We start from the raw sequence: 17895 nt of genomic DNA on the forward strand, positions 1-17895 counted from the left end.
TAATAAGAAATTCACACATAATCCAAATGATCTAGGAGTAACTGATAACTATGATTTCACACATCACATACCTATCCGATGGGTTGAAGGTAAAGGGATACCTTAGCTTGCCACATGGTTATGACCTACCTACAGCGGAGTTAGCGTCTTTAATTGGTCAATCGTATAATTCTACAGAACTTCCAGTAACGAAATTAGCTAGCTCTGTACTTCCAACACAACAAGATCTTCGATCAGAACAATGGCCTGTATTAATCTATTGTCGAGGCGGCATTGGTAAAGTCGGACGAGTCAAGACGGACTGGCTCGAGCAATTTTCGAATTTCGGACATATTATCTTTGCTCCTACCTATCGAGGTAATGAGGGTGGCGAAGGTCGTGATGAATTCGGTGGGAGTGATCAAGAAGATGTTCTATCTGCTTATCGTCTTATGGAGAGTCTTCCTTTTGTAGATAAGAATCGAATTTCTATCATGGGATTCTCACGCGGGTCCATCAATGCAACGCATACGGCAGCAACCATATCGAATGTGCACAAATTAATCTGTTGGGGTGGTGTATCTGATCTCGCACAAACTTATGAAGAACGGGTTGATTTACGTAAAATGTTAAAGCGTGTCATTGGGGGCACACCTACCAGAATACCTGAGTCCTATGAGATGCGTTCTCCTCTAGGTATGGTAGAACAGCTGCATTGCCCTGTACTTATTATGCATGGCACAAAGGATACTCAAGTCGATTTCAGTCACGGGTTACATATGTATAACAGACTTATTGAAGTTGGCGTTCCTGCTGAATTTCATAGATTTGAGGACGGCGACCATCATCTCCCGCTCGACACTCATCTACTTGCTATCGATCGAATGTTCCAGTGGATCAATACCTAGAATTTATTTCCATCTACAGTGTATATGACTTATTCGTCACATCTCGTTGATATCCTCTTGTTCATGAGTAATCCAAATAAATTAACAAATATAGAGATCTTCTTCTATATACTATAATAAGATCTAAAATCACCTATATATAGATTGGAGTGAATAGGATGAAAGCAATTTGTGTGTTTGCAGGTTCTAATCTTGGGAACCATCCGGATTACCAGTTGAAGGCTGCTGAACTCGGGTTATATATGGCTCAAGAGCAATATCGCTTAGTCTATGGTGGGTCCAATATGGGGCTGATGGGTGTAATCGCGAATACCGTTATAGCACAAGGTGGCGAAGTCACTGGCATCATGCCTAAGGGATTATTTAAAGGAGAAATCGTGCATCAAGAATTAACTGAATTCATTGAAGTTGAAGGCATGCACGAACGCAAAGCCACGATGGGTAAATTAGCAGATGGATTTATAGCTTTGCCTGGTGGATTTGGAACATATGAAGAGTTATTCGAAGTACTATGTTGGTCACAGATAGGTATTCACAACAAGCCGATCGGTATCTTGAATGTGTGCGGTTATTTCGATCCACTATTAAATATGATTAATTATAGTGTCCAAGAAGGTTTCTCTAAACCTTCAAATCTGAGCCTGATTAACGTGTCAAGCGACCCTATAGATCTTATCCAACGTATGGAGAATTATGTCCCACAAGTGATGGAGAACAAATGGAAACAGCTTAATTAACAACCAAGCATTATATCCATATCAAATATCAAGCATCCCTTCATAAAAAATACCGATATGTTCAATAACGAAAAGGCTGCCTATAATGAAGGCAGCCTTTGTCTCTTTTAGCGTACATGTGATTGTCCTTTTCAATTCATGTATGTCGGGTCTTCCTCAAATTAATTCTTAATTACCCATTTTTGACGATCAAGGCTAGAATCAAGCTCGTTTAGAAGCAGTGTCGTTCCATCCTCTGATACTTCCAGTGCTTTCATATGATGAACTGAGATAATACTTAGGGTACCGTCATCATTCTTGTGAAGAATCCAACGCTGATTGTTATATCCGAGATAGTGGTACAACTGAATTTTATTATGTCCCGTATCTAGGTCAAGTGCCTGACCGGATGTTGTACGAATGGAATAGGACCCTGCATCGTCTCCTGTCGGCACAAATACCCACTTCTGATCAGAGGCAACATTTACATCCTTCAAGCTAACTGCTTCACCATTTGCAAGATTTGCTGTATAGATAGATTTCTGTAGTCCTGCATTTACAAGACTTGATGTGGTAAGGTTGGCTGGTTCTTTTCCGCTCACGTTAACATTCTGATATGTTGCGTATCCACCAAATACATTTAGTCCAAAGTGACCTTCTGCAAATGTACCATCCTGCAGTTCAATCACTTTATGTCCATCCACATAAACCACAATATGCGGACCATTCGCTTCGATTTTCACTTTATAGGTTTGACCCGGCTGAATGAAAGACGGTACTTTCGCTAGGATCTGGCGATCTTCAAAATGTCCGTCGATTTTATAGAACAGCCGAATGGACTTCATATTTGGATCCATATTTAGGTAGTATCCGCTACGTCCATCTTCGTTCGCACGGAACACAATAGAGCCCGCTCCTCCAGATTTACCCAGCATCATATCTGCTTCATAAGTAAAATTCCCTGCCTGCTCCTCTGCGATATAATTCGCGTCACTCCAGTGATTTCCGCGAATTCCATTCTCACTAACGACCCAGGAGGCTGTAGATAGATCTTTAGTCCATCCACTTAAGTTCGTATGAAATTCACCACCGGATACCTTAACTAGTACACTTGCTGACGTCTTCCCATTAGGAGTAGAGACGGTAATAATCGACTCACCTTTTTCTTTCGCTACAATAGTTGCCTGTGATTTGTCTACCACTTTGAGTACAACCACATCTTTGTTACTGGATTCCCATTTTATCGGCTGTGTACCATTACCGGGACCATTCTCTACCATCGCCAGGAGTGTGTCGCTCTGTCCCTTACTCAGTTCACGATCAGTTGTATCCATCGAAATCTTAGTTGCTGAACTTGCCTCCTGATTCCATACAGAGACTAACTGATTCACCTTCAGAGATACGACATTTACGTTACCTCCTTTTGTGTAAAAGCTCATTGCTCTGCTGGCAGGATCCGGAAAGATAACGTCAGAGAAAACGACCTTACCGTTGTTACCAAAGACCTCAACAGAAGACTCATCTACAAGAATACGCATCTTAACACGCTTGTTCTCAGCTTGCATTGGCGCTTCATGTCTTGTACTAAAACGATTGGAAAAATCCGTCACTCCGGAAGCAGACCGATCCACGAATATTTGACTTTCACTAGGTTTATAACCAACAACCGTCTTCTGACTTCCTCCTTCACGAATGTTAAACCCAAACTCTGTTACCTTACTTCCTAGAGGAATTTCCACATCAACTTCAATCTCGTATGCACCAGTTGTAACGCCTTTCAGTAGGTTTTGAGAAGAAGGACTCACCACTTTATTAGCAGTAGTGTATAGCTGACTACGTAGCGATTCCAACTCCTTGATCGGGGTTTGAGCGATCCGAATTCCATCTTTAGTCGTTACTAATGAGACTTCTCTTGGGATAGACAGTTCTCCCTTCCAGTTGCTCGTTGGGAAAGCAAATGGATAATCCCAGTTGGTCATCCATGCCATCATTACGCTGCGATGATCAGGCATGTTGGAAAAAGACATGGATGCGTAAAATTCTTTCCCAAAGTCTGTTCTTAGTACTTTCCCTGCCGGATTATCATTCACGAATTTACCATCCGCTGTTAGATTACCAACAAAATATTCAGCGTCCGATCCGCCTGTTGCCGAATTCGCTCCTGTACTAATCATCAGGACCCATTTCTTCTGTGATGTTCCGTCTACCGGAAGCTGGAGCAAATCAGGGCATTCCCATACACCGCCTCGAACATAGTCCCCGTATCCCCAAGTATCTGTTAGGGTCCAATCCAACAGATTCGTCGATGTGAAGAAACGAATATGATCTCCACCGGACACAACCATAACCCAGCGATTATTCTCTTCATCACGGATTACTTTCGGATCACGGAAATCCCAACCTCCAAGATCCTCTCCATTCTTACCGGGATTCTCGATAACCATTGGACGATCTTTGGAATATTCCCAAGTACGACCTTGGTCCTTGCTGTATGCAAGACCGATACGCTGATTCCCATTCGTGCCATCTGGATTATAGGAAGTGTAGTATGCGATTAGCCCCTTACCTCCTGAATCTCCGAACAGACCTGATGCATTCGTCAAATCTGCCACAGCCGATCCAGACCAGACATGTCCATTATCATTCCATGGGAGTGCAATCGGAAGTCGCTTCCAGTTCAGCATATCCTTACTAACGGAATGCGCCCAAGTGCCTCCGTCCTGATAGAATAGATGGTACTCTCCTTCGAAGTAGACAAGTCCATTCGGATCACTTGCAGAACCACGAATTGGCGTATAGTGATACTGAGGACGATATTTTTCATTATAATAATGGCTAGCATCCGTTACATATGCATCTTGGAAGTAAGCCGTTCCTTGTTTAACGACAATTCCTACATTACCAGCGGTATAGGTTTTATCTGTTACATCGATTGCCGCCGGAGCGTATCCGTCTAGGAAGACCTGAATTCTGTTACCCTTCGCCTTAATCTCTACATGATGTTTGGCTTCCGTCAGACTCGGATAGGTACGCTTTGAACTTGCAATTGTTGTTCCGTTAGCTTTCGTCAAACTTACACGAACCTGAGCTCCTTCCTTCGCAAGGGTAGCTTCATATCCGTTTGTTCCATCAGATGATGAACGAAATACGAGCGCTGCAACAGCATCAGGACGAAGAGATATATTTCCTTCATATACAAAATCAGCTGCCTGTTTGTTATACATTTGCTGTGCTTTAGTCTGGTTTACTACTGCTCCTTTCTTGCCGCTGATATTAGGCTGCCATTGTCCTTTATTTGTAACCACAGCACCAAGATTACCTTTCAGATCACTTACGGTTATATTTTGGAACAAAGCAGAACCATCCCAAACATTGAGTCCGAGCTTACCAGTAAGATACGCAGTGTCTTGAACTTCAATCACAGGTTGATATTGATTGCCCCAATATACTTTCAGTGAGGAGCCCTCTGCTTTCACCTTGAGATGATAGATCTCTCCTTCCTTTACAGTAACGTTGCGCCCCTCATTTAATTTCCCTTCACCACCGCTTGCATCTCGCAAACGAATTATTCCCGCATTCGGTACGATTTGGAGCATATAGGAACCCCAACCATCCTCATTAGAACGGAACAGCAAGGTCGAATCAGCTTTCATATCCTTGATCATGACGTCAGCTTCATATATGAAATCCTCTGACACCGCTTCGGAGATTGCCATTACATTTTCTTTCGGATCGGAAGTCAGCAAGATTCCTTCGGGAGTATCCTCCATCTTCCCTTTTCCTTTTAATTGCCAACCTATTAAATTTGTATTTGTTTTGGTTACGCTTTCAATAATAGAGAGACCCTCCTTTGCCTGATTGCTTGCCTGCTGATCAGCGAGCGCTGCCCATCCCGTACTGGGATTAGCTACATAAATGCCTACTGAAGACATAACAAGTACAATTGCCATCAGAAAGCATACTGAATATTTGGTTTTATTTTTCATCTTCTTTAGCCTCTCTTCTATTCACTGATGATAATTTTTGTCAAAAGAAGAAGGTGACCAGTTCTACAACATAACCGGTCACCATTTTCAAATATTTGTACTATAAGGCTGAGATCTGGTGATCTCTTGCTGTAAGTCCGAGTGCTAGAGCACCGCATAATCCAGCTTGCTGACCTAGTCCTGGTGGAACAATATAATCATCTATGTGGTCTAGAATGACACTTGAACTCACATATCCATTCAGGTTCTCTAACACAGCCTTCCGAATGAGTGGAAACAACTGCGACTGTTGCATGACGCCACCGCCCAGAATGATTTTCTCAGGTGAGTTTAATAAAATTGCACCTGTAATACTCTGCGCAATATAAAATGCTTCCATCTCCCAAGCGCTGTGATCCCTAGGTAGTTCATGTCCCTTCTTCCCCCACCTTGCTTCAATTGCAGGACCTGCCGCCATCCCTTCTAGGCAGTCCCCATGATAGGGACATACCCCAGAGAATACATCGTCAGGATGGCGTCTCGTAAGAACATGACCCCCTTCGGGATGAACAAGACCATGCACGAGTTTGCCTTCTGAATACACGCCGACCCCAACACCGGTACCAACTGTATAGTACAAACAGCTGGACAACCCTTGGGCAGCCCCCCATTTAGCCTCACCAAATGCCGCTGCATTAACGTCCGTGTCCCATCCAAAGGGAACCGAAAATTCTCTTTTCAAAATGCCCAGCATATCGTAATTTCCCCAGCCTGGTTTTGGTGTTGTTGTAACATAACCATATGTCTTTCTATCTGGGCGTATATCGATCGGACCGAACGATCCAATTCCGATTGCTTCTACTTGTTTGTCTTGAAAATATTGAATAACTTTGGGTAGGGTCTGCTCAGGATGTTCTGTTGGGAAACTAATCTGATCCTCAATTTCTCCATTGTCATTCCCGATGCCACATATGAACTTCGTCCCGCCAGCTTCAATCGCTCCTATACTCATATACACGCCTCCTCTCAGTGACTAATTCTTGTCTATTTCAGCAGAGAGAGTAAGCTCATAGATATCTAAAGAAATCAGCAAGTCATTCTCATTCTCTCCAAACACAGCAATACCAGTAGATTCTAGTGCAGGGAATATAAGATCTGTAATCACTGCTTGCCCCCCATTACTGAACACCTCAACAGATGCGCAATCCACATAAATACGAAGATCATGTGAATCACCAAGTGCTTCCAATTTGGCTGAATGATGTCCTAAGAAATGTTCATGGAAATCATGCTGACCTGAAGCCATCCGATCGACATAAAGTTCCTCTGTCACACCGTTGATACCGATCACTGTTTGTTTATCCGCACCAACTCTTACTTTGAATCCTACTGATTTACCTCTAGAGAACTCGGCGATAATCTCATAAGATTCCAAGTGAAGTTTAGCAAGAGAAGTATTAATTTCTCGTATAGACACATCTTTTAACGAAAGAACAGGTACTCGAGCAGTTTCCAATTCTTTTACTGGCTTCTGAACAAGAATAATTCCCCCACTTCTTGATTCAAGGTAAAGCTCTCTTGCAATCGTCATCGCACCGCGGAATCCTTCTGTTGGCGTTTGGTTAGCATACATCCAGTTACTCATCCAGCCGATAAATAGTCGTCTTCCATCTTCAGCGGGTACGTCCGACCAGCTGACACCTGCATAATTATCCCTACCATAATCTAACCAGCGAACAGTTAGTGAATCTTCATCTGGTGTGAATACTTCTCCATCAAAGTCACCTGTAAAATACTGCGTTCTTGACCCTTCTACAAAAGCGGGATCCGAACCGATGCTCACTAGCATGACCCATTTCGTGTTCAAATGATCGCCATCAATGGCAAGCGGAAATAGGTCTGGGCATTCCCATACACCGTCATGAGAACCCACTTCTTCACCGAATTCACTGGCATATGTCCAGTTAATCAGATCAGGAGAATGATACAGACATACCGTTTGACCACAAGCGATAATCATCACCCATTGATTAGTCTCTTTATTCCAAAATACTTTAGGGTCACGGAAATCAATAAATGTATCATGTTCAAGTACCGGATTCCCTTCATATCTCGCCCAGGTTCTTCCGTTATCTTTACTGTAAGCCAGGCTTTGACGCTGAATGGCTGGCTTGCCTTCTGGCATTTCCAAATGGTGTGTAAAGATCGCGACAAGACCTGGTTTATCTTCAAAAAATCCAGTCGTATTATTCCAGTCAACGACGGCACTCCCTGAAAAAATCATACCTAGTTCATCTGGAGCGAGCGCGATAGGTAGCTCCTCCCATGTACATAGATCCTTGCTAACCGCATGGCCCCAGTGCATGGGTCCCCAGGTCATTCCACTCGGATGGTGCTGGAAGAACAAATGATACTCTCCCTGGAAATATACCATTCCATTTGGATCATTCATCCACTTTTCCTTTGGTGAAAAATGATAGACTCCTCGGTAATTTTGTTTCGTTATCGTAGACATATGTTTTCTCCTTTACTCCCGTTATAAGGTCTTGATTCTAAGACCCTCTCTATTATTCATTGAAGAAGGTCGTGTACAGCAGTGTAAATGCATGGAACACGACCTTCACCATTTAATATTTATTATTTATATTTTGTTATTTTGTTGCTCTGTCATAGCCACCTTGTTTAATTTCAATCCACTCTTGCAAGCCCAGACGGTTCAGTTCTTTCAAGTATTCATTCCACTGCGCTTCGATTTTACCGTTTTGATACCATTCAGTACGCATTCTAAGCACGTATGCAAAAAGATCAGTTTCAATTGTCGTAAGGCGATCAAGCTCTTCAATGGAATTAAATACGCTTGGCATGACGTTTTCTGCCTTCATTTTTGGTGCCATAATGTTCTTAATAATATCCATTCTACCTTTGGCATCATCCGGCATGGTTGTGTATTTACCATAATACGAGTCAAGGATCGCGAGTGGTCCACCAATACTTGATTTCTCACGTAGTTCTACAGGAGCGGCACCATCCAATGGCAAATGTTTCAGCATTCCTTTTGCCTCATCTAATTCGAAGATATTCTTCTGTGTGTCGTCTCCATAAGTTCCCCAGTTGTTCTGTACAGATTGAACCGGATCGTACAGTTGGTCTACCCATTTTGCTGTCGTGTCCAAGTTCTTATTGGAGCTAGTGACAACCATCTTACCTCTTCCCAAACCAAGCGAGTTCGTTCTTGTTACGTTAACTTCACCATCTGGTCCAGCAAGGGGTGGCATGACATCGTAAGTATCATTAGCTCCAGTGATGTTGGCTTTATCCCATGAGAAGTAAAGTCCGTGTTTCTGATCCTTTCCTTTTGCAAGGTAAGTACTCCAGTCCTGTGTATATGCTTCTATATCAATGAGTCCTTCTTTATACAACTCGTTAATAAAAGAAACTGCTTCTTTGTAGTCTTCTTGTGTTGCCGTAAATATCACTTTCCCATCATCGCTTACAACTGCGTGGTCAGGGTTCTCACCCAAACCGAACGAAGCAAATAGGAACGCTAGATCTTCTGCTCCCGGCTTATTAATAAAGGACAAGGGAATTTCGTCAGCTTTACCGTTGCCATTCGGATCTTTTGTCTTGAATGCAATTAATACTTCTTTTAATTCTTCTGTTGTTGTAGGCACATCAAGCCCCAGCTTCTTAAGCCATTCCATATTGATCCAAGGCATACTGTCTACAGCCTGTATTCTTTCTTTGCCGTTACCCAGCTCTTCAATCCACGGAAATGCATAAATATTACCGTCTGGCGCCGTAATCATGCTCTTATATTCTGGCGCTTCTTCCAGTACATTTTGGAAGTTGGGCATATTGTTCTCAATAATATCATTCAGCGAGATAATAACACCGTCTTTAGCAAGTTTGAGCAACTCATAGTCGCTGTAGTCCGCATTAAAAATAGCATCAGGAAGATCACCACTTGCCACAGCCAAGTTTCTTTTCTCAACAAACACATCATTCGTGAAATTTTTCCAGTTAATATGAACATTCGTCTTTTCTTCAAGGCGTTTATTAATCAGTTTTTCATTCGGATCAGCTGGTGCAAGCGCGGAGCTTTGCGTAATAAAGTTCAGCGTTACTTTACCGCTTGGATCCTGTTTTTTACTAGCAGCACTTCCTCCTCCACTTCCACCCCCGCATGCAGTAAGGAACATAAGAGAAGCAAGTACAGACGCAGAAGCTGCTTTCGTCGAAACTCTTGATTTTTTGTTTCTTTTCATAGGATATGACCTCCAAATTAGATATGAATATAATAATCTTTATCTATGTGCTGCCTGTTTCCTATTTAAGGGAACCGACCATAACACCTTTTTCAAAGTACTTTTGGAAGAAAGGATACATAATAATGAGTGGCAAACTGGAAACAACGATGGCAGCATACTTGATGATTTCAGACAATCGCTTCATTTCCGCCATGGCGAGTTGATCGCTGATCATACCCGGATCCACCTGATTCTGAATCAAGATGGAACGCAGTACGAGTTGCAGCGGATGAAGATTCGGATTATCTAAATAGATCATAGCGTCAAAGTAGGAGTTCCACTGTCCGACAAAGGCATATAGTGCGAGTACAAAAATGATCGGTTTAGAGAGCGGCAATACGATACTGGTGAAGATTCGCATTTCCGAAGCTCCATCCACATTAGCGGCATCCTTCAGTTCATTCGGTACTCCTTTGAAGAAAGTTCTGGAGAGAATGATGTTCCACACGCTAACCGCCCCAGGAATGATCACCGCCCAAATCGTATCAAGCAGACCAAGGTTCTTAACGAGCAGATATGTAGGTATAAGTCCGCCTCCGAAGAACATGGTGATAATAAACAGTGTCATGAAGAAACTTTTTCCTTTGAGTCTGTCATCAGAGAGTGCGTACCCTGCACAGATCGAGATGACCACGGTAAGGATTGCAAATGAAACGGAGTATAATACAGCGTTTCCAAAACCTCGGATCATGGCCGGGTTAGAAAGAATCTTTTTATACCCTTCTAATGACCAGTCGGATAAATGAAATGATAATCCTTTACTGAGTAACACAGATGGATCCATAAAGGATGCGATCACTACATAAGTCAAGGGAAGAACGACGATAAGTACGGCCAGTGTCAGAAAGATCGCGTTCATAACGATGATAAAACGGTCTAGTCCGGAATGTTTAATGGGCATGTCTTGTTGCTCCTTTCTTAGTAAAGACCTTCGCCCTCATTCAGTTTCTTCACAATGAAGTTAACTGTGAGGAGCATGATGATATTGATGAGAGAGTTAAACAATCCTACTGCTGCTGAATAAGCATAGTCGCCCGACTGCAAACCAATTTTGTAAACGTAAGTCGGAATGATTTCTGATGTTGGCAAGTTCATTGCTGTTTGCATAAGGTAGGCCTTCTCGAATCCAATCGACATAATTCCTCCAGCTGCGAGTATAAATACGATGGCCATAATTGGACGTATGGTTGGCAGATCAATATGACGTATTCTTTGTAGTAGATTAGCACCATCGAGATTGGCTGCATTATGTAACTCAGGATCGACGTTAGCTAGTGCTGCTACATAAATAATGGATGCCCAACCTGCCCCAGTCCAAACATCAGATAGAATGTATATCCAGCGGAAATATTCAGGACGAGACATGAACATGATCGGTTCACCTGTAAGCCAGGTAAACAACTGGTTAATCGGTCCCGTTGGGGACAAGAAGATAAACAACATCCCGACCACGACCACGACAGAAATAAAGTTAGGTGCATACAAGAACAATTGAATGTTCTTTTTGACTCTTGCACGCCGAATCTGATTCAACATCAAGGCAATCAAGATTGGAACTGGAAAACTCAGAATTAAACCGAAAAAACTTAATTTAAGCGTATTCATAAAAATAACTTCGAAATTGGGAGAAGACAGGAATTTCTCGAAGTTGTACAAACCTACCCATTCACTCCCCATGATACCTTTGATTGGGCTGAAATCTTTAAATGCAATAATCGCGCCATACATAGGACCGTATTTAAAAATAAGGGTCAAGATCACAGCTGGTGCGAGCAAAATATAAAGAAAGTAATGCTTCTTTACATAATCAAGTATGGAACTCTTATGTCTTGTCACCATTGTTCTGTGTTCGGCTTCTATTGGGTTATGCATTGCCTTTACCTCCGTTCTTATCAATGTTTACATCTAGATGCAGTAAGGGCTTTCATTTTCGGCTAATGTCTTGATGCATTTACAATTTACCAAACATGATATCGTTCGTCAATACATTTTGTAAAAAATAATATGTGCATATGACAAGTTAACTTGTTCATAAAATGCGTTTAATGTTATACATAATTACAAACACATTCATTTTAAATGGAATTATATTGAAATACACGTAAATTTGAGGTGTTATTTATAATTTTATCTTGAATATACATAACATCAAGAAAAAAATAATAGATATCCAGACACATGTTCACTCGTTAAATGTAAACTTATTTATGCATTTGTAACAATCGCATTGCTATTTTAGGAAAACTATTATACATTAAAGAGAGTTAAAATAATGACAAGTAACTACTAATTGTGGTGACTATTAAGAAGATGAATATAGAGGTGAATTACATACATGGCTAAGGAAAAAGTAACCATACAAGACATCGCAGATGCTTTGGGGATCTCCAGAAATACAGCTTCCAAAGCCTTGAATGGAACGATCAATATACCTGATGAAACTAGAAACAAAGTGATTAAAAAAGCGATAGAATTAAAATATAAACAATTTGCTTTTATGGAGACAGAGAGTATTCTATCAAGAACCCCTGGGAACATCGCTTTATTAACAGAAAACTTACCTAATACTTCTCACATTGGATCGAAACTAATCAGTGGCATGGAGAAACGAATCAGTGCGGAAGGATATAATTTATCAATGCACATTATAAGAGACATTGATCAGGAGTCTCTTACTCTTCCAAATAATTTTGATGTCTCCAATGTGGATGGAATCATTTGTATTGAGTTATTCAATTTGGAATATAGTAAGCTGATTACAAGTCTTGATATTCCGACTATTTTCATCGACTGTTCTGCACATGCATGTTACCCTGAGTTTCAAGCAGATGTACTTCTCATGGAGAATGAACACAGTACTTATCAACTTACCAAAAAGTTAATTGATGGCGGTTATAGAACATTGGGGTTCATCGGGGACTATAATCACTGTAGAAGTTTTAATGAAAGATGGGTTGGCTTTAATCGCGCCCTGACAGAATCTGGGATTCAGCTTGATCTCTCGCAATGTGTTCTCGATGACGATCGACTATTTTTTTCAAGTCCTGGGTGGGCAGATGCTAGGCTGAGCCAAATAAATGAGCTCCCTTCTGCTTTCGTGTGTGCTAACGATTATATTGCGGTTACCATCATGAAGTCACTCAAAAACACACTCTCCATTCCTAATGACATCGTCATTTGTGGTTTTGATAACGGCCCTGAATCTAGCATTGTAGAACCTCATCTCACCACTGTTCATATTTATAGTAATGAGATGGGTGTCAAAGCAGCTGAAATGCTTCTTTCACGAATTAATAATCCGAGGCAACCCTATCAGGTTTCTCATATCTATACCAAACTCATCATAAGAGACTCTACACCTAATATCAGCTGATGATTTCATAATTTAGAGATAAGAAATACTCCATTTTGAAGTGATCCTTGCAAGCATCGTACTTTTCGCTAAGCTAATAACAAGTGAAGTATCGACTATATTTAATTGAAATGAGGGGCTGCCAATTGGCAGCCCCTCGTTCAACATTGGTACTATATGTCGCTATAAAGTTACGACAGCCAAGCACGTCACCGCGTTAAATTAAATACTTGCATTCCTTTTCTTACCACGCATATAATGAGAAAAATTCAACTAATAATTCACAGACTATGATGGAGATAAGTAATCCACTGCACCCTAACAGGGACGGTACGCCACTGATTGAGAGCGAACCGACAGGAGTTGCACGGATGAAATTCACTCCAGAGTCGACTTCCTGAACGCACCCGGGTTGCGGTAGGGAAGTCCGGCACACGCCGTTATCGTGTTAAGTGAGAAACCAATTCTATTGGCTGTCTAACGAGGGTGGTACCGCGGATATATTTCCGTCCCTTGCGAGACAGCCTTTTTATTTTTTTAATTAATGATTATATAACTTGGAGGTTATGGAGATATGAATACACCATTAGATCAATTAAGAAATGAGCTACAAGAGGTAAATCATAAACTGTTAGCGTTATTAAATGATCGCGCCCGCATTAGCCACGAGATTGGCTTAGTCAAAGAAAAACAAGGTGTGCCTAAATTTGATCCCATTCGTGAAAAAGAAATGTTGGAGCATCTTATTGCCAATAATCAGGGTCCCTTCGACAATAGTACGATTAAACATTTGTTCAAAGAGATTTTCAAAGCTTCGCTCGGTGTTCAAGAGAAAGAACATAAACGTACGTTATTGGTTAGCCGTAAACAACATGAATCCAATACAGTTATCCCTTTGAAAGGAAATACGATTGTCGGTAACGGTTCCCCTATTATGGTAGCTGGCCCATGTTCCGTTGAATCGATGGAACAATTACGTACTGTCGCAGCAGCTCTCAAAGCGGCAGGTGTTACGGTCATGCGTGGAGGTGCGTTCAAACCTCGCACATCTCCGTACGATTTCCAAGGACTCGGAATTGATGGATTAAGAATGTTGAAGGAAGTTGGCGATGAGTTCGGGCTTTCGATTATCAGCGAAATTGTTCACCCTGCACATATGGAGATCGCAGCTGAAACCATTGATGTCATCCAGATTGGTGCTCGTAACATGCAGAATTTCGAACTGTTAAAAGCCGCTGGAGAAGCCAGAATTCCCGTTCTACTGAAGCGCGGTCTTGCCGCAACGCTGGATGAATTCATTCATGCCGCAGAATATATTCTTTACCACGGCAACTCTCAAGTGATGCTGATCGAACGAGGCATTCGCACCTACGAGACATCAACTCGTAATACCTTAGATATTTCAGCGGTACCTTTGTTGAAACAGGAGACTCATTTACCTGTCTTGGTAGATGTCACACATTCAACGGGTCGTAAGGATATTTTCCTACCCTGTGCCAAAGCTGCTCTTGCTGCGGGTGCTGATGGCATCATGGTTGAGGTACATCCTGATCCACAAACGGCCCTATCTGACGCCAATCAACAACTCGACATCCCACAATTCAACGACTTCTGGAGTGGACTACTAGGATCTGGTTTGTTCAACCGTTAGAAACAACTCGAAATAACAACGATTATAACAACAAAGTGGCAGTCTAATTTGCTCAATAAGCAATTAATATACTATTCACGCAACAGAAAAAGGGATAGAGGTTTCAGAATTTATCTGAATTTTATCCTTTATTTGTTTTTTCAGAATATCATGACGACTTGGTTAAATTTTAACTATCATGTCCTATTAACTTAACAAGCGCTATTTCAATTAACTCGGATTTCAATAGGAAACATAGACAGCCTACTCTTTTCAAATTCAAGATTACGTCCCACCATTTTTTCTGTTAAATACGTTTCGTTCCCAACACCTTCAATAAGTGCATCGTTAACATCAAGTGTCGTCGTTCTAACCGTTAGTTTTTGTTTCCCTGTTTTTATTACTTTAAATTCATCCACAACCTCGAACATTTGACCTGGTACTAATTCAGTTACATAACCAATGTCTTTATAAGCACAGCTTTCATTACTACCTGTAAAGGAAAAGCGAATGATAGGTCCACCATGAGAAAATTTAATGGTTTCATTACCTATATACTTAAGGACTCCTTTTACTTGTAGTGTTCCCCCATATTTGATTACAGTAGGTGTTGTCACCTCAAGAACAAAATCTGAAGCTTTTACACTTCGAGTTACCATATTCCTCGCTTCCTCAGTCTGTAATTGTATTTGTAAATCCTTTGTTATGTTATCATCAAACACTAGATCTAAAGACTTATCTGTTTTATTACTAAATACATTATTGGTCTTGTAATTCATTTTATCTGCATCAATTTCCGCAAGTATACTAACTTTTAAAACTTCATCTTCAATGTATCCTTTTAGTTGGCTCGGCACTTTCTCTACTATTATTTCTTCAGAGTTTCCCTTTTCTATGTGAGTGGTATCAATGAGCTCTTCTTTAGTTACTTTAACCCTTGTGAGTGTACCTTCATAAGTATTCAAATCTGATCCCTTGTTGTTATCCTGAAGCGAAGTACAACCTGTTAAGGAAACAATGACTATTATTACTCCCAATAAAAACAGCCTTCTCATCCAAATCACCTCAATGTTCAGACGAAATAAATAGTAAAAATGTTCCAAAATTATTGTTGATGAACTATCATTCTCCGTTAGCGTAACAAATGATTACATCTAATCTCTATGTGCTAGCTTACCCCCGCGGCAATAACAATAAAATTCCGAGTACGATAATAATAATAAATAAGTAACGTTCAAATTTCCCAGCAGGAATTCTCTTATTTAAAAACACACCGAGTGCGGTAGCTATGAGAATAGCTGGCAAAGAATAAGCATAATAAATCAATGCGTCATACGTCCATAACCCACCGAGTGCATGTCCTGAAACAACAAGAACGCCCGATATAAGAAAATGAGCTTGCAACGTTCCTCGAAAACGATCTGGATTCCATCGTCGTAAGGTACCGTATACAACGACCGGCACACCATTAAAATTATAAGCACTGCCAAGCATTCCTGAAGCAAATCCGAACGGAAGTACCCATCCACGATTATTAAGTAGTGGACGTTCAATTGCCCGAGAGAGAATCTTCTTAATCAAAGAGTAACATCCAAAAGCAATCAGAAATACACCAAGTCCAAACGTAATCACGATTGCAGGAGCAAGATGAAGCAAAACAAGTCCGAAAGGGATTCCGATGACAGTGGAAACTGCTAGTCGGATCAAGACAGGGCGTTCAACATGACGCCATCCGCTGAAAACGGTTAGTAAAGCTACGGTTAGCCCCGCTATACCAATTAGAGAAACCGAAGTTTGCAGAGTGATCGGAAGTAGTGCAAGTAAAGGCATGCTCACTATAGCTTCCCCGAAGCCAAACATAGATTTCATCAAGCACCAACAAAAACCGCAACGACAACCAGTATGATAAGCGTGATACTCATTGTCCCCCCCTCAATGTAAACAGACAACTGTTTTAATGATATTTTATTAAAATTATAATTCAACAAAATAACCTCCTTTTTATTCTTCTGTACATGGCATCATATTGTAACCCACTACAAAATACGTGTTTTAAGACACTATAGTCGCTCTAATTCCAGTTTAATTCACTAAGTTTAGGAGCTATATGCATTTCATGTTAAGGGGCATTAAAACATATTATAAGGGCCTTAAGAAAATAAAAACCCAAGCGTTATTCCACTTGGGCTCTACAGGCTATATATTTAGATAACGTGTCATTGAATCAACGCTTTCTCAAGAACTTAACGTGTGTATGATATCCAGAATCCCCTATAAATGTAATAATGATATCGTTTGTTTTATAGACATCAGAAGACCGTCAATGAGTAGGCCTTTAATGTGTACGGACTGAATCCCTGAATCTTTTTATCAACTTCATACAGCTTCCATAATTCACTCAGGTACATAGAGAAACCCTCCCAATTATATATACCTATTAGATCTAGATTCTCTTGAAATGGAAGGGTTTAATACATTTCTAAAATTTGCTATCTCTTCTTCAACTATTTAAGACAGCCATCGATCTATCGTGTCCCGTTAGCACAATAATTTAGGGGTTTATTCACTTACATGTGTGACAACGAATCCTGAATCGTAATTGTGGCGGAATGTAATTTGATAATTTTCTGTTTTCTTATCTACCTCGTTATTAATAACTTCATGTACACTCGCTAAAACATCTAATTCGTAAAATCCCCCCGTAACCTCTCTCATATCGGTTACTTGAAGTGGGTCAAAGTAATAAACATTTTCTTTCCCTGTCTTTAAGTATTGCTTTTCTTGGAGTGCCCATAGTGTCCTCCGTTGCAATTCAGTTGTTAACATTCGTTCCAATCGTTCTTCCCTTGTTTGTGGGAATCCCCATAAAGCAATCCATTCAATTGCATCTTTTCCTTTAGTCGTTTCATCATGTGGTTGAGCAACACTTGCTGACTGAATGGATAGTATCGCCCCAATGGAAAGGACTAGAGTAGATATCAATTTATTTTTCATATTATCACCCACCCATAACTTCCCTCATTTGGCTAGTTTTTATG

General features: G+C 40.9%; 13 protein-coding genes and 1 other annotated feature. Of the genes, 4 read left to right on the forward strand and 9 right to left on the reverse strand.

The features are described from left to right. Positions 1-50: 50 nt before the first annotated feature. Together PBAT_RS07940 and PBAT_RS07945 are read left to right on the forward strand one after the other, a co-directional pair. Positions 51-887 (forward strand): alpha/beta hydrolase family protein, encoded by an 837-nt coding sequence (locus tag PBAT_RS07940; protein ID WP_068648311.1) that lies wholly within the window; start codon positions 51-53, stop codon positions 885-887. Positions 888-1045: 158 nt separating this feature from the next. After that, positions 1046-1624 (forward strand): LOG family protein, encoded by a 579-nt coding sequence (locus PBAT_RS07945; protein ID WP_068648313.1) that lies wholly within the window; start codon positions 1046-1048, stop codon positions 1622-1624. 161 nt (positions 1625-1785) lie between these two features. Here PBAT_RS07945 and PBAT_RS07950 read toward each other — a convergent pair whose 3' ends face one another. From PBAT_RS07950 to PBAT_RS07975, 6 genes are all read right to left on the reverse strand, one after another. Beyond that, complete coding sequence (locus PBAT_RS07950) at positions 1786-5589, reverse strand: GH32 C-terminal domain-containing protein (RefSeq protein WP_068648316.1); 3804 nt, start codon at positions 5587-5589, stop codon at positions 1786-1788. 100 nt (positions 5590-5689) lie between these two features. Then, a complete protein-coding gene (locus tag PBAT_RS07955) occupies positions 5690-6580 on the reverse strand; it encodes an ROK family protein (protein ID WP_068648317.1) in 891 nt (296 codons plus the stop codon). 21 nt (positions 6581-6601) lie between these two features. Further along, a complete protein-coding gene (locus PBAT_RS07960) occupies positions 6602-8083 on the reverse strand; it encodes a glycoside hydrolase family 32 protein (RefSeq protein ID WP_068648319.1) in 1482 nt (493 codons plus the stop codon). 136 nt (positions 8084-8219) lie between these two features. Then, the gene (locus PBAT_RS07965; protein ID WP_068648320.1) at positions 8220-9833 is read right to left on the reverse strand and encodes an ABC transporter substrate-binding protein; all 1614 of its coding nucleotides are present in this window, start codon (positions 9831-9833) and stop codon (positions 8220-8222) included. A 61-nt stretch (positions 9834-9894) separates the two neighbouring features. Further along, positions 9895-10776, reverse strand: coding sequence for a carbohydrate ABC transporter permease (locus PBAT_RS07970; protein ID WP_068648321.1), 882 nt, complete (start codon positions 10774-10776; stop codon positions 9895-9897). Positions 10777-10793: 17 nt separating this feature from the next. Further along, on the reverse strand, positions 10794-11747 hold the full coding sequence (locus tag PBAT_RS07975; RefSeq protein WP_068648322.1) for an ABC transporter permease: 954 nt from the start codon (positions 11745-11747) through the stop codon (positions 10794-10796). Positions 11748-12210: 463 nt separating this feature from the next. Here PBAT_RS07975 and PBAT_RS07980 point away from each other — a divergent pair, with 463 nt between their 5' ends. Both PBAT_RS07980 and PBAT_RS07985 read left to right on the forward strand, forming a co-directional pair. Further along, positions 12211-13248 (forward strand): LacI family DNA-binding transcriptional regulator, encoded by a 1038-nt coding sequence (locus tag PBAT_RS07980; protein WP_068648325.1) that lies wholly within the window; start codon positions 12211-12213, stop codon positions 13246-13248. A gap of 260 nt (positions 13249-13508) precedes the next feature. After that, positions 13509-13744 (forward strand) — a binding site (T-box leader). 57 nt (positions 13745-13801) lie between these two features. Beyond that, positions 13802-14878 (forward strand): bifunctional 3-deoxy-7-phosphoheptulonate synthase/chorismate mutase, encoded by a 1077-nt coding sequence (locus PBAT_RS07985; RefSeq protein ID WP_068648328.1) that lies wholly within the window; start codon positions 13802-13804, stop codon positions 14876-14878. 206 nt (positions 14879-15084) lie between these two features. Here the strand turns inward: PBAT_RS07985 and PBAT_RS07990 are convergent, their stop codons facing one another. The 3 genes from PBAT_RS07990 to PBAT_RS08000 all read right to left on the reverse strand — a co-directional run bounded on the left by PBAT_RS07990 (position 15085) and on the right by PBAT_RS08000 (position 17851). Then, positions 15085-15894: a hypothetical protein gene (locus PBAT_RS07990; protein WP_068648330.1), complete on the reverse strand. Its 810-nt coding sequence runs from the start codon at positions 15892-15894 to the stop codon at positions 15085-15087. A 136-nt stretch (positions 15895-16030) separates the two neighbouring features. After that, the gene (locus tag PBAT_RS07995) at positions 16031-16687 is read right to left on the reverse strand and encodes a sulfite exporter TauE/SafE family protein (protein WP_246168882.1); all 657 of its coding nucleotides are present in this window, start codon (positions 16685-16687) and stop codon (positions 16031-16033) included. 729 nt (positions 16688-17416) lie between these two features. Continuing rightward, a complete protein-coding gene (locus tag PBAT_RS08000) occupies positions 17417-17851 on the reverse strand; it encodes a hypothetical protein (RefSeq protein ID WP_068648334.1) in 435 nt (144 codons plus the stop codon). Positions 17852-17895: the final 44 nt, after the last annotated feature.

It is taken from the genome of Paenibacillus antarcticus, assembly GCF_001637225.1.
GTDB lineage: Bacteria > Bacillota > Bacilli > Paenibacillales > Paenibacillaceae > Paenibacillus_AQ > Paenibacillus_AQ antarcticus.